This is a genomic window from Xanthomonas sp. NCPPB 3583 (assembly GCF_041475715.2).
GTDB lineage: Bacteria > Pseudomonadota > Gammaproteobacteria > Xanthomonadales > Xanthomonadaceae > Xanthomonas > Xanthomonas euvesicatoria.
This window is the reverse complement of record NZ_CM191263.1, coordinates 2,062,246-2,077,325: the sequence shown is the minus strand read 5'-3', so window position 1 is coordinate 2,077,325 and position 15,080 is coordinate 2,062,246. Positions and strand designations below refer to the sequence as shown.

Sequence of the window (15,080 nt, the reverse complement as noted above, 5' to 3'; positions counted from 1 at the left end):
CGTGACACCGGTACCGGCGGCGGTGGTCTGCACAGTCGCCTGATCGACGCTGCCGCGCACCAGGCCACTGTCGTTGGACATCACGGGTGCGACCGACATCTTGACGATGCCGCCCGATGTGGCCAGCGTGGCGTCCTGCGTGTTGGCGCCGACGTGCGTGCCTGCGCTGCCGCTGGTGCCGGTGGCAACTTGGATACTGCTCGCGCCGCCGTTGGCACGGCCGCCCACTGCCTGGCCGCCCACTCCACCGGCGCTTTGCGCGGTGCGACCATTCAAGCCAACTTGGGCGCGGATGCCGTCGAGCGCGCTGCCGCTGATGCTGCGCCTTGCTGCAGGTCCTGCTGTCGACCAAGGCCGCCGTTTAATTACCTCCGTCCCTGATGTCTTCTGATGTTTGGAATGTAAAAACAGGTCACCATTCCTTTAAAATTTGCATATGTGCTCCATTGCGGATGACATAAACATCTTCGTATTGGAAAGAAAGTACAAAATTATACAGACTGGTGGCGTCAAGCAATTTAAGAAAATTTTCAACATCTTCGCGACTCTTGCCTAGCGAATCTGCCCTTGAATGGAAGCTGCCAGTGATTCCCACTAGCCACTGAAAATTGACCCCCTCAGCAACTAAAGGCTCAGGTTTATCATTACAGCGAAAAACAAATCGAGAATTTGATTTATTGAAATTTCCAAATATAGCCCCTTCTTTGCACTGATAGCTATTTTCCAGTTTATTCAGGAGCATAATTATATCATCCAAACTAATGCCATTTTCAATTTCAAGAATCATGGTTATAGTCATTTCGAAACTCCAATATTTTGAACTTCCTATCTTTCATAATATAAATTTTATTCAACCCTTTCACGGGATTTGCTTTTAATGCATTCCCTACTTGATCGAGAGTCAAAGGGGAGTCGGCAAGATTTACAACGATAATACTTGCCTGATCTTCAACCTTATTTGCCAAAGTTTTTATGACAGATATAGGACTGTTAGTCCTAGGAGAATAAACATCTGCAAGCTCTCCATTTATCATTAGATCAGGATTGGCCTGATTTTTCTTAATGTTTGGAAGCTGCTCAATATTATAGCCAGCTTCAGCAAGCCCTCGAGCTGCCTCATTCTGACGATTGACTGAACGTACATGATCTGGTGGCGCATTGGGTGGTGGCACCTCAGGCTCACCCAGCAACGCTCCTCCCCTTGCTTGCCCCAGTCCAGCCTCACTATCAGCATCTGCAGAGGCAGCCGACGCCCTCGTCGATAGCGCCTTACTTTCTAAACCTGCATTCTTTATTGAATTGCGGATGATATTTGTGAATTGGCTCCCAACCAAGCCTCCCGCTTCTCCAACGACGATGCCTGCCCACATCTGGCGTTGAGTCGTCGCCCAATCAATGCCTTCTACATAGCCGGCTTCCGCCCAACGTCCCTGATCTTTCAACAGGAGTTGATAGTTGTTCTTCAGCGCAAGCTCATCATAGGGTCCGATCTGATCGCTATATCCGCTGAAGGCAATAGAGCCTATCCCCAGAAGCATCCCTTTCCCAATGGAAATGAGGTCACCCCCAAAGCTCGCTTGCTTATCAGCAGCGTCGTACCCAAGGGTCGTCCCTCGGAATAGCAGTTCCTTATTTGCTTGAGTGGGTGCATGGTTAGGACTACGAATATCATCGATATAGTTCTTTATCGACGAATCAAATCTTGATCCATAAAGCGCATTCAGATTGACCGTTGGATCCTTCCACTCCTGGTCAGTACTTTGAAAGAAGGCGTGGCGATTCCCCATCGAATCCGTGTAATAGCGACCTTGCGACTCACTAGAAAGGAAACTTTCAGTAAGGGTATCCGTGCCATTCAATGCAGCCCAGTTCTCATCTTCTTTTGAAGCGGCATATGTGTTTAACCTGACACGCGCGTCATCTTCCGTGAGGACGAGGCCATTTTTTGCCATGTATTCAATGTATTCCTGGACAACCTCATCACTCTTTAAAAACTTCACCTCAGATGGGTGCAGCTGACGATTAAACCGATCACCCGCAACTGCGATGGCTGCGCCTGATGCACCACCTAAAACACCGCCTATGGCTGCACTACCGGCCTCCATCAGGCTATTAAACGTCTCGCTATCGGGGTCAATATATTGACTGACCAAATAATCAGCCATGACCTGTTTGGCTCTCTCAGAGCCTGCAGCCGAGATGGCACCACTAAGTGTACTCTCTCCTCCAAGTGCAGCGACGGCTGCACCTGTCAGGCCATGCAACAAAACTTTGTTTACTCCTCCGTCACTCCAGCTATTTTTACGAGCTAATGCATCTGCTTCCGCAGCTTTGTCCCCGGTGGCTCTTGCTGAGGCAAGGTCCAATGCCGCACGCTCTTGCATACTGCTGGCGATATCACCCGCTGCACGGAATCCAATCTCCCCAGCCAGCCCCATCAGCTCTTTCTGATCTTCGATCTTCTTCTGATCGAAGATCTCCTTCAGCCCGGACTGTTGCAACTCGGTTGCATTGCGATCCAATCCTGCCAGCGCGGACTCGTCGCCATTGCGGATCTGGATCGTGCCGGCCGCGATGTCGCTCTTGGTCGTGCTGCTCGAGCTGTCGCTGGCGTTGCCCAGCATGCTCAGCCCGGTACCGATGGCCATGCTGGCCATGCTGCTGCCCGTGCCGCCAGCCACCGAGACGCCGCTGGTCTTGTACTCGGCCTTGTTCTGCAAATCCTCGACCGTCAGGCTGCCGGTGGACAGCCGATTGAGGCTGGCATCGGCTGCACTCGCGATGACACCGCCAACCAAGGCCGTGTTCCCGCCCACCGTGATGTCGAAGCCACCATTGCCAGCCTGGATGCCGCTCTGCTCGGTCACGCTGGTATAGCTGCTGTTGACCTTCTGCTGGCTGTAGCTGCCGCCGCTGCCCGAGCCGGTCGCCAGGGTCAGGCTGGCCTGCTGCTGCTTGCTCTTGTACTCGTTGGTGTCCTGCTCGCTCTTGATCAGCAGGTCGCCGCCAACATTGGCCAGCACCTTGTTACCAACGGCTTGTGCGCCCTGGATGGTGGTGTCGTTGCCGCTGACCAGGGTCAAGCTGTCGTTGGCCGTGATCACGCTTTCCGCGCGCAAATCGCTATTGCCCTTGGCGCTGCCCTTGCCTGCAGACACTGTCAGATAGTAGCCAGTCGTCGCACCGACGCTGACACCGATCTCGCCGCCAGCGTTCTTGTTCTCCGATTTGGTGGTATTGGTTTCCTTGTTGCTCAGCAGGTTGAGATTGTTTGCAGCGGCCAGGGCCACGTTTTCACCAGCAATCTTGCTGCCGATGACGTTGAGGTCGCCCCCGGTCGCGGCGATGGTGATATCGCCGTTGCTGAGGATGCGGCTACCGCCGGTGGTTTCCTCGTGCGTGGTCGTCTTGCTCGACGAGCTGCTGGCGCCGATGCCAAGGCGCAAGCTCACGCCCGCCGCATTGGCTGCACCTTGTGCGCCATCCGCAGCGGCGGCGCCGGTCTTGGTCATGTTGCCGGCAACCGCCTGGCCGTCGTAGCCCTTCAGGCCATTGCCGACCAAGCCCACTGTGTCGCTGACCGCGTAACCTGCCTTGGCGGCGTAGAGCGCCTTCAGGCGATCGTCTTCGACCTCCGAGCCACGCTTGACAGCGCCGTAGATCGCCTGCGCGGCATCTACAGCCCCACCAGTCAACCCCAAGGTAATGCCTGCACTCTGCTGCTTGGACGTCTGCACCGTGTCCACGGTGTTTTCCGCCGCGGCAATCGTGACTTCCTTACCGACGATCGTGGTGCTGGTGGCACTCAGCACATCGCTACCGGTGATGGCGACCTTGTTGCCGGCGGTCATCGTCACTGATCCATCCGTACTGCCGACCAGGCTGCCGGTATTGCTGACCTCGGTGACGTCCAGACCATCGGTCTTCTTGGTGACGCCCAATGCGACGCTAAATCCACCACCGCCATACAGGCCGGACTTCTTGACGGTCTTTTCGTGCTCCTCGCTGTGCGTGTTCTGCACCGTGTCCAGCGTGAGGTTGTTGCCGGCGGCCAACACCACATCGCCGGTGCTGGCGACTTGCGCACCCTGCGACAGCAAGTCATTACTCGCCGCGATCTGCACCGTGTCGCCACTGAGCGTGGTGGTGACCGCGACGTTGTCGTGCCACTCGTCATGCGTTGTCGTCGTCTTGCTACTGAACGTGCCCTTCTTCTTCTTGGTCATGTCCTGCACGGCATCGTGCTGCTCGCTGGCGGCGAGCAGGTTGACGTCGTTGCCGGCGGCCAGGGTGATGCCGCCTTCCTTAGTGGCAGCCGATGCGGCGGTGAGGGTGATGTCGTTGCCCGCCTGCATGGCGAGGTTGCCGCCGGCGCTGAATTCGGTGCCGTGGACGGTTTCGTCGCGGGTCGCGGTGGTTTGCTTGAAGCGCTTGCGCGTTTCCAGGACATCGCTGGTGTCCACCGTGGTCAGCGTGCTGGCGTTGATGTCGTTGCCGGCGCTGATGCCCAAGCCCTTGCCTGCATCAAGCTTGGCAGCGACCAGATTGACGTCATTGCCGGCGCTGAGGATCAGGTTGCCGCCGGCAGTGAGCGCCTGCTGGTCGATGGTTTGCGTGGCTGTGGTGGTGGTGACGCGGGTTTTGCCGTTGCGCGCGTTGTAGCTGTTGGTCTCGGTCTCGTTGAGCACGGACTCGACGTTGAGGTTGTTGCCCGCTGCGGCGATCAGATCGCCGCCTGCCTTCACCTCGGCCTGCCGGATGGTCAGGTCGTTGCCCGCGGTGAGTTGCAGGCTGTCGCCGGTGCTGATGTTGGTGCGGGTGGCAACCTTGCCATCCAGACTGGCGGTCGGCGTCAGCGACAGGTTGTTGCCTGCCTGAAGTGCCGCGCTGCCGCCAGCGGCGATTGTCACGCCGTGCAGTTGCAGGTCGTTGCCCGCGGACACGATCAAGTCTTTACCCGTGACGAGTGACACGGCGTCGCCGCCACGCAGCAGGCCGTTGTCGTCACGCAAGGCGCTTGGCGTCAGGCTGAGGGTGTTGCCGGCGATCACCGCGGCGCTGCCACCGGCCTGCACGCGGGTGCCGGTCAATGTCATGTCGTTGCCGGCCATCAGTTGCAGCGTGTTGCTGGCCGTGATGCCCGACAGGATGCCGACGCCGTTGATGGCCTTGGTTGCTTCGCTGACCAAGTTGTTGCCGGCCACCAGCGCGACATCGCGGCCCTCGATTTGGCCTTGATTGAGCAGGTCGTTACGCGCTTCCAGCGACAAGCCGCCAGTGCCGCTGATGCGGCCCTGGTTGAGCAGGTTGCCGGCGGTGACGCTGACGTCGGCGCCAGCAATGACGCCCTGGTTGCTCATGGTGTTGGTGGCATTGAGCTCGACGTTGCCGCCGGCAATCAATGCGCCGCTGCCACGTAGCTGCAGCGAGTTCGAAGCCAGGTACACCACCGGCACCAGCACGGTCTGGCCCTGGTACTCCTGCTCCACCATCCACACGATGTCCTGCGTGAGTGCAGCGGCCTGCGCGGCCGTCAAGCCCACACCCATGCTCAATTGCAGCTGGCCTGCAGCGGCCACGCCGGATTCCAGCAAGGCGCGGTATTGCGCCACGCCATCGGCGTAATTGCCCAGATAGCGACGACCGGTGAGCTGGGTGATCTGGTCCAGCACCAGCCGCTGCTCATAGAAGCCGTCGCCCAGGCGGGTCTGGGTCCACTCCGGGTCCACGCCCAGCTTGTCCAGCAGGAAATCGCTGCTGATGAAGTTGTCGTAATTGACGAAGCGCGGGTCGGTCTCGATCAGGTAGCGACGGCCCGGGCCGTTGCTGCGCCAGGCGTTGATGCCGCCCAAGCCGATTGCTGCGCGGCCCATCGCGGTGCGGTCGGTGGCCGCGCCGTTGGACAGGCGATACAGGCCGCCGATGGGCAGATCGATCTGCGTCAGCGAGGTCTGACCGCCGCCAACGATGTTGGCGACTGGAATGGTGGCGGGGTCGACGCGCGTACGGGTTGCGTTCGCGCCCGTCGTGACACCGGTACCGGCGGCGGTGGTCTGCACAGTCGCCTGATCGACGCTGCCGCGCACCAGGCCACTGTCGTTGGACATCACGGGTGCGACCGACATCTTGACGATGCCGCCCGATGTGGCCAGCGTGGCGTCCTGCGTGTTGGCGCCGACGTGCGTGCCTGCGCTGCCGCTGGTGCCGGTGGCAACTTGGATACTGCTCGCGCCGCCGTTGGCACGGCCGCCCACTGCCTGGCCGCCCACTCCACCGGCGCTTTGCGCGGTGCGACCATTCAAGCCACCTTGTGCGCCTACACCACGCAGTGCAGCGCCACTGATAACGCGACCATCGCTTCCGACAGCGCCGTTGCTGATATTGGCGCCATTGATGCTGACGCCTTGGTTGCCGGTCATGCTGGCGCCTAGGGCGATATAGCTGCTATTGGTCGTTGAGGAGCTCAGCCTCTGGTCTTCTTCTTCGTAATAACAAACGACCTTCTGCCCAACAGGCTGCATACAGTCATTGGTGATCGCGGTGACGATATGTTCCACATCGCTTTGGCGAACCGTTTGATTCAAGGCCAGCGCTTGGTTGAGCAGCTGCTCGCTTCCCAAGAGCATCCCATCCGAGAGTCCGCCAAGACCTCGCTGGTTGGCAGCGAACAGGCCTGCTGCAGCGATTGTCGAGGCATTATTCGTGACGCTTCCCGACAACAGGATGTTCCCGCCCGCCGCGATGCGTCCCTCAGCGCTTGCCGAAGACAATTGCTCCTGTTGAATGACCCGATAGTTGCGATAAATTCCCGGCGCAAGCCCCTTGTAAGGATAAGGTGCCCGGGCTCCCTGGAGGTTCCTAATCGCTTTGCCTTGGATGAGTTCACCACCCGAATACACGCCGTCGTTGCCGGGATCGGTAGAGACGCTGGTGGTGTTAATCACGCGACGCCGATTATTGAGCTGCTGGGCCGCAATCAAAATACTGCCATCGGCCTCAATACTGCCCGAGAGGTTATTCACCACCCCGGTCCGCGAAACCAAGGTGCCACCACCATCCTGCGCACCACCGATGGCGATATTGCCCAGGCTGAAAATGCGCGCATCGCGATTGAGCAACTGATCGCGCACGATCAGGTTCATATTGCCGGTGGAGCCGAGCAATGCCGAACCGTAGGCAGCGTTGTCCGTCGCACCGCCAAAATCTGCGCCATTGACCAACGTACCGGTATTCACCGAGACATTGCCGCCGACGATGCTGCCGGTGTTGTAGACGCTGTTGGCAACAAGCGACAACGCCCCGTTGCCGGAAATGCTGCCGGCGTTGTCGATGACGTTGCCGCCGTTGAGGCGGGTATCGTTGGAGACGATGTTGGCGCCGCCGCGGTTGGTGATGCTGCTGGCGATGATATCGAGTGTGCGCGCCGCCTTGAGCGTGGACTCGTTGACCAGGTTGCCACCCACACGCAGGTTGAAATTGCCGTTGCTGACCAGGTCGGCGCCGGCGCGGTGCGTGTAATCGCTGCGCAGGGTCAGATCCAGTAGGTTTTGCGCGAGAATACTGCCGCCACCGTCGAAACCGACCGTGTCGATGACCACATCGCCGGCACCGCCGGTGACGCTGCCTGCGCCAATCTGGCCACCGGCATTGCTCAGGTTTTGCAGATTCAGGCGAACCGATTGCTCGGCCTTGATCTTGCCGTTCTGGTTATCGAGCGTGGCACCTGCGCGCTGCAACAGGAAGTTGGCGCCGGCATAAACGCTGCCGCCCTGGTTGTTCAAGGCATTGGTATTGGCGATCAGGTCGCCGCCTGCCACCAACTGGCCGCTCGTGTTGGCGATGCTGGCCGCATCGATCACCACACTGCCGCGCCCACCCAGATTGCCGCTGGTGTTGGTCAATGCGCCGCCGGTGGTGATGCGGGTCAGGCCACCGCCATTGTTGACGATGCTGCCTTGGGTGTTGTCGATCCGTCCAGCGGATGCAGTCAAGGTGTTGCCCGCATCGAGCTGGCCACCGCTGTTGAGCAAGGCACCGGTGACCGCCACATTCAGATCACGGCCGGCGCTGAGCTTGCCGGCTTGATGATTGTCCAACTGGCCCCGTGCAGTGATGCCGAGGTCGCGGCCGGCCTGCAGATTGCCGCCGGCACTACTGATGTTTTCTGCAGTGATCACGGCATCGGTACTGGCACCGATCGTGCCATTGCCATTGTCCAGACCGCGGTTCAATTCAACGCGTAGCCCCCCGCCCACGCCCGCATTGGCAATCGCCTGCACGGTACCGCCAGCATTGCTGAGGCTGTCGGCACGCAAGGTCAATGCACCGCCGCTGGCCTGAAGCAGACCGTTACGGTTATCGACCGTGCCGCTGGTTTGCACGTTCAATGCCCGGGCCGACACCGAGCCGGCCAGATTATTGAGACTGGCTGCGCTCACGCCTGCGTCGCCTGCTGCAGCGATGGCGCCATTCTGGTTGTTCAGGGCGCCGCTGGCGCCGAGTGTCAACTGGCCCTGCGTCAGGATGCGTCCGCCGCCGTTGCCGAGTGCACCGCGGCTGGTCACCGACAGCGTGCCTGCGCCGGCATGCTCGATACGGCCCTGCGCATTTTCAATGCTGGCAGCGGTGATGGTCAGATCCTGACCGTTACTGGCCAGCGTGCCGGTGGTGTTGTCGATGGCACCCCCAATCACCACGCGCGTCGCACCCGCGCCGCTCTGCACCAGACCACCGCCGACATTGCTGAGGCTGCCGCCGTCCATATTCAGCTGGTTAGCCTGAAGTTGCCCGCCGACAGTGTTGAGGCGGCCATTGTCGATAGCGCCGGCGGCCTGCACGGTGAGCGTTCCGCCCGCGAGCAGATTGCCGCCACGATGATCGAGGCTACCGCCGGTGGTGAGTGCCACATTGCCGGTGGCACGCGTGGTGGTGCCAGCCAACTGCAGCTGACTGCCCTGCGCGGTGAGATTACCGCCTGCCAGCAGTGTGCCGGAGGCAGCGAGCTGACGATCGGCAACCAGGCTGAGCGTGCTTCCGCTACCCAGGCTGCCGTCTGCGTTAATGCCGGCACCCACCGCACCGGTGATGCCGATCTCGCCTGCGCGAAGGCTTAGATTGCCCGCTGCGGTGGTTTGCCCGGCGTTGTCGATGCGCGCACCTTGCACAGCGACGGTCGTCCCGCTGACAGTGCCCTGCTGGCGTACGAGCGCATCACTGACCAGCGTGAGTTGTTGGCCCGCGACCTGCCCGGCAACCGTCAGGTCGCCTTTGGAGCGCAGGTCGAGTGTGCTGGCCGCGCTCAGATTGCCGCTTTGCGTCAGCGCACCATCGGCCTGTGCCGTGAGCGCCCCTGCTGAGGCCAAGCGGCCATCGAGCTGCAGGTTGCCACGACTGATCAATGCCACATCGCCACGCTCGCTACCTAACTGGCCACTGCTGCTCAGCTGCCCTGCTTCCACACGCAAACCATTGCCGCCGATCAGATCGCCGCGGTTATCCACTGCACCGTTGGCGGTAACGCCAAGCCGCTGCAGGCCATAGGCCTGACCGGTCTGGCGTAGCGATCCGACACCAAGCGAAAGTTGGTCGCCGGCGCGCACGGCACCGGCGTTGTCGAGCAGGCCAGCAATGGACAGCGTGGCATCGCCTTGCGCAAGCAGCACGCCCGTCGCGGTGTTACTGGCACTGGCAGCAGTCGCAGTCAGGCCACCACCGGCCGCGACCTGCGCGGCGTTGGTCAACGCACCGGTTGCGCTCAGCACCACGTTGCGGTCTGACTGCACCACACCGGCAACCGCCAGATCGCCGGTGCTGCGTAGATTGATGTCGGTAGCGGCAGCGAGTGCACCACGGCTGTCGATCGCTGCGCCGTCAAGGCTGATCGCGGCGCCGCTTTGCAGCACTGCCGCTTGCCCGGTCGCGATCCGCGCGCCACGCAGGGTTGCGTTCGCTGCGGATACCGCCTGGCCGTTCAACGTGAGTCCGCGTTGCGCCTGCAGATCCAGCTGCGATGCCGATTGCAGCGTGCCTGCAGCAGCGAGATCGCGCCCGGCCTGCAGCGCGACGGACCGCGCATTGAGCGAACCGGCCTGTTGCAGATCGCCGCCAGCGGTGGCTCGCAGCGTGCTGGCTGCAGCGACCACGCCCTGCAAGGTCATATCGCCCTGGCTGGTCAACGTCACGTCCGCCGCTTCACTGCCGAGCTGGCCGCTGCTACGCAACGTGTCCGCTTCCACCAGCACTGCATCCTTGGCGATGAGACTGCCGCGGTTATCCAATGTGCCGGTGACCGTGGCGGTCAAGGCCTTGCCGGCGACGGCAGTGCCGCTCTGGTCCATGCTGGCTGCGGTGATACGCAAATCGTCGCCGCTCTGCAGGCTGCCTGCATTCTGCAGTGCACCTGTCGCCAGCGTGATGGCCCCCGCTGCGGCAAGTGCACCAGCTGCTGCATTGTTGATCGAACCTGCCTGTAGCGAAAGGTCGCGGCCTGCGAAGACCTGGCTGGCGTTGCCGAAGGCACCGCTGGCGCTTAGCACGACATCGCGATTGGCTTGCGCAACACCCGCCAGGGAAAGATCACCGGCGCTGCGTACCGCAAGGTCAGTGCCAGCATCCAGCGTGCCTCGGCTATCGATTGCCGCACCGTCCAGGGCGATGGCGCCAGCACTTTTTAGCACCGCATCGCGAGCGGTCGCGATGCTGTTGCCACGCAAGCTGGCGTCGGCGCCAGCCTGCGCCTGGCCGCTCAAGCTTAGCGTGCGCTGTGCCTGCAAGGCCAGCGTGGAAGCCGATTGCAGGGTGCCACCGGCAACGAGATCACGGCCGGCCTGCAGCGCGACGATCTGTGCGCTGAGCGTCCCTGCCTGTGAAAGGTCGCCCCCTGCAGCGGCTTGCAACGTGGTCGCGGCAGATGCCACGCCCTGCAACGCGATGTCGTTCTGGCTGGCCAGTGTCAGCGCGCCGGTCACCGAGCCCAGCTGGCCATTACTGACAATGCTGCCCGCGGTGATGCTCAGATCCTTGCCGGAGACCAACTGGCCTGCATTCTCGAATGCGCCGGTAGTGGCGATCGACAGCGCGTCGCCGCTATAGACACGACCGCGCTGCAGCAGCGACCCGCTATTGAGCGAAAGGCCTTGCTCTCCATGCAGGCTGCCATGATTATCCAATACCCCGGCAACATCGACACGAAGATCGCGCTTGGCGCCCAGGGTTGCGTCTGACGCATTCATGGCACTGGCAGCCTGCACGCTCAGATCGCGCGCGGCGATCACTTGGGCACCGTTGTTCAAGTTACCTGCTGCGGTCAGCGCAATGTCGCGGCCGGCCTGCGCTACGCCGCCCAGCATCAAGTCGCCGCCACTGCGTAGAGTCAGATCATTCGCTGCATCGAGCGCGCCACGGCTATCGATGCTGTCGCCTGCCAAGCTGATCGACGCACCGCCCTGCAGCATCGCCGCAGCGCTGGTCGTGATGCTTGCACCATTGAGCGTGGCATTGGCAGCACTGGATGCCTGGCCGTTCAATGCAAGCGTGCGTCGTGCCTGCAGATCCAGCGTGGATGCAGACTGCAGGCTGCCATTGGCAGTGAGGTCTTGCCCGGCCTGCAAGGCAATCGACTGCGCCTTGAGCGAGCCAGCTTGCTGCAGGTCGCCGCCAGCCGATGCCTGCAAGGCAGTCGCGGCGGCGACCACACCGTCCAGCTGCATCGCGCCCTGGCTGCTTAACGCAACACTGGCCAGCTCGCTGCCCAATTGGCCGCTGCTGCGCAACGTGCCTGCATCGATCTGCAGCGCGTCCCTGGCGATCAGGTTGCCGCGGTTATCCAGCGTGCCGGCGACTGTGCCGTGCAAGATCCTGCCGGCAGATGCACTGCCACTCTGATCGAGACTTGCCGCCGTCATCTGCAGGTCGCCGGCTGCCTGCACGCGGCCGGCGTTGTTCAACTGTGCTGCCGCGGTGAGTGCCACATCCCCATCGCCCGCCAATACGCCGGCAGCGGTGTTCTCCAGGCTATGTGCCTGCGCGGTCAAGGTGCGCCCGGCGAAGACCTGCGCTGCATTGGTCAGCGCCCCGGTAGCCGTCAGCTCAACATCGCCGCTGCCCTGCGCAACGCCCGCCAGCGTCAGGTCGCCCAGGCTACGCACACGCAGACCGCTGCCTGCATCGAGCTTGCCGCGGCTATAAATCGTGCCACTATCCAATGCAATCGCACCGGCGCCCTGCAACACCGCATCCTGGCTTGTCGTCAGCGTGGCAGCGCGCATGCCGATGTCGCCACCAGCCTGGCCTTGCGCAGCGAAGGTCAATGCTCGTTGCGCCTGTAGGTCAAAAGTCGAGGCAGATTGCAGCGTGCCGCTCGCGGTGAGGTCGTGACCGGCACGCAACGCCAGCGATTGCGCCTTCAGCGAGCCGGCTTGCTGAAGATCGCCCGCGGCGGTGGCCTGCAAGTTGGTTGCGGCAGCCACCACACCTTGCAATGCGATATCGCCCTGGCTGCCCAATACGACGCCTGCAGCTTCGCTGCCCAGCTGGCCACTGCTGCGCAAGTGACTAGCATCGATCTGCAGCGCATTGCGGGCCACCACATTGCCGGTATTGTCGAACGTGTCGACAACCGTTGCGGAAAGCGTGTTGCCGGAGCTGACGCTTCCACCCTGGGTGAAGGAATCGGCATTGATTTGCAATGCGTTGGCAGCGTACAGGCTGCCGGCATTCTCAAGCACGCCGCCAGTACGCAGCTGCGCATCGGCGCCAGACGAGAATGCCGCGCCTTGCGCGTTGCGCAGGCTGGCCGCATCCACCTCCAGTGGACCAGCAGCGATCACCTTTGCGCTGTTATCCAGCGCGCCGACCGCTTGCAAGGTAGTACTGCCTGCGCTCTGCACGGTGCCGTCCAATGCCAACGCCCCAGCGCTGGCGATGCGCAGGTCGCCGCCAGCATCGATGACGCCGTCGTGGGCGACACTGCCGCCACGCAGTTGCAACGCGCCATCGCTGTGCAGTTGGCCGCGCTGATGCAGCGCGCCATCGGCCTGCAGATCGAGCGCGACTGCCGAACGTACGACGGCATCGCTTGCAAGCTCACCTGCCACGGCAACCGTCAGCGCGCCACGCGTGCTTTGCAGCGTGCCGGAGAAGCTGGCATCACCGCCGCTACGTAAGTCGACGCTGGCCGCGTTCACGGTACCAGACACCTGGGCGCCGCTTGCGGCATCCATTGCTAATGCGCCGCCTGCGACGGTATTGCCGCTCAGGCGCAGATTGCCGCGACTGCGCAGCGTGGCATCGCCACGCTGGCTGCCGATATCGCCGCTGCTTGCCAGTTGCGCAGCGTCCACAGTCAATGCGTCGCCTGCGACAACGGTGCCGCTGTTGAGCAGCTGGCCGGTAGCTACCACTTGCGCATCGCGTGTCGCAGACAGGCTACCCGCAGTGGTGAGGTTGGCAGCCTGTAGCCGCAGATCGCGGCCGGCATACGCACTGCCTGCGTTGTTGACTGCACCGGCGCTACGCAGGTCCAGATCGTTGCCTGCAGACACCGCAGCGCGCTGTGCGATGTCGATCGACGCTGCGTTCAACGCAAGCGCATCGGCTGCGATCAGCTTTCCCTGCAGTTCCAGGCGCCCACCCGCGCGCACATCAGCCCCCTGCCCGGCTTGCGCCAATCCAGCCACACGCACGTTGCCATTGCCGTTGATCTGCAGCGCACTTGCCGCATCCAGCGTTCCTAGTGCGTCGACGGTATTGGCGTTCAGTGCAATCGTCGCGCCGCTCTGAAAGGTACCGGACAACGCGATCTGCGCTGCGCGCAGATTCGCGCTCGCGCCGCCATAGGCCACGCCACCACTGCGCAAGAGCCCATCGGCGCCCAGATCCAGGGCGCCGGCGGCGTGCAGGCTGCCATCGGCATTCAATTCCGAGCCGAACAGACGGATCGACCCCGCGCTACTGCGGCCAACATGGGTCACCCCACCACCGGCTTGCGCATCCAGTGCACCGGCGGCCACCAGGTCGCCTGCAAGCGTCATGCTTGCAGCACGCAGGGACACGTTGCCTTGTTGCGAGCCAAGCACTCCACGCTGATCGAGCGCGCCGGTGGCACGCACATTCACAGCATCCCGCGCGACGGTGGTGCCTCCCAGGCTCACTTGCCCTGCGCTGTCGATCTGCAGATCGCCACTTTGCGCAGCCAATGTGCCGCGGCTCACCACGCCGACGCCGGCTTCGGTGGCGATCAGGCGAATGCGTTCGGCATACATGCCGCCCAATTGCGCCACATCGATACCGATCGCAGGAAGGCCGCCGTCGGCACCTGGCAGGACGTCCAGCAGCATGCCGTCGTAGCTCACCCGTCCGGCACCAGCGGCGGCGACCAGCTCCTTGGTCCAGATCGAGCCGTCTACACTGAGCTGACGCGACAACAGATCCAGGCGATCCACATTGAATGCGTCCAGACCGTTGCGACCGATGCTCAGCGCACCGCCGGTGATGCTGAAACCGTTCAACGCACCATCGCTACCCAGGTTCGGTGTGCCGGTGGTCAGGGTGACGCGCGAGGTATTGAGAAAGCCGCAGCCATCGCAGGAAATGCCGTTGGGGTTGGCGATCACCAACTGCGCTTTCGCACCGGCGATTTCGGTATAGCCCTGCAGTCGGCTGCTGGCCGAGGTGACTTCGTTGAGGATCAGCGAGGCGGCACCGCTACGCTGCAGGTTGTTGTTGCCGGCAACGTAACCGCCCAGCTCGGTCTTGGAGATCTGCGCACTGTTGTTGAGGATCAACCCATTCGGGCCGACATTGAAGTTGCTGTAGCGGTTGTGCGAAATGCCGCGCGCATTGGGCGCGACGATGTCCACCACCGGCACGCCATTGGCAGCGACCTGCTGGCCTGGCGTTTGCCCTCCAGGGTTGGCGGTTGGCGCAACCTGCGCCCATGCCGGAAACGATGTCCAGGTGATCGTGCAGCACAGCAACAGTGCAAGCGCCCGCTTGCCCTGCTCGGCCAGGTAACCACGCACGCGCATCGCTTCGTTATCCATCGTTTCTCTCTCGCCGCCTGTTGGCGTCATCAATCAACA

At 62.0% G+C, this 15,080-nt stretch carries 2 protein-coding genes; both read right to left on the bottom strand.

Annotated elements, in window-relative coordinates; genetic code table 11:
- Positions 1-412 precede the first annotated feature (412 nt).
- Positions 413-799, bottom strand: coding sequence for a hypothetical protein (locus ACCQ07_RS09245; RefSeq protein ID WP_136732554.1), 387 nt, complete (start codon positions 797-799; stop codon positions 413-415).
- Entirely contained in the window at positions 777-15,041 is a 14,265-nt protein-coding gene (locus ACCQ07_RS09240; RefSeq protein WP_372364000.1) for a two-partner secretion domain-containing protein, read from the bottom strand. Before ACCQ07_RS09240 ends, ACCQ07_RS09245 begins: the two co-directional genes overlap by 23 nt.
- Positions 15,042-15,080 lie beyond the last annotated feature (39 nt).

Excerpts from the sequence above, each read along its gene's own strand:
- ACCQ07_RS09245 (WP_136732554.1), bottom strand. The coding sequence starts at position 799 with ATGACTATAACCATGATTCTTGAAATTGAAAATGGCATTAGTTTGGAT.
- ACCQ07_RS09240 (WP_372364000.1), bottom strand. The coding sequence starts at position 15,041 with ATGGATAACGAAGCGATGCGCGTGCGTGGTTACCTGGCCGAGCAGGGC.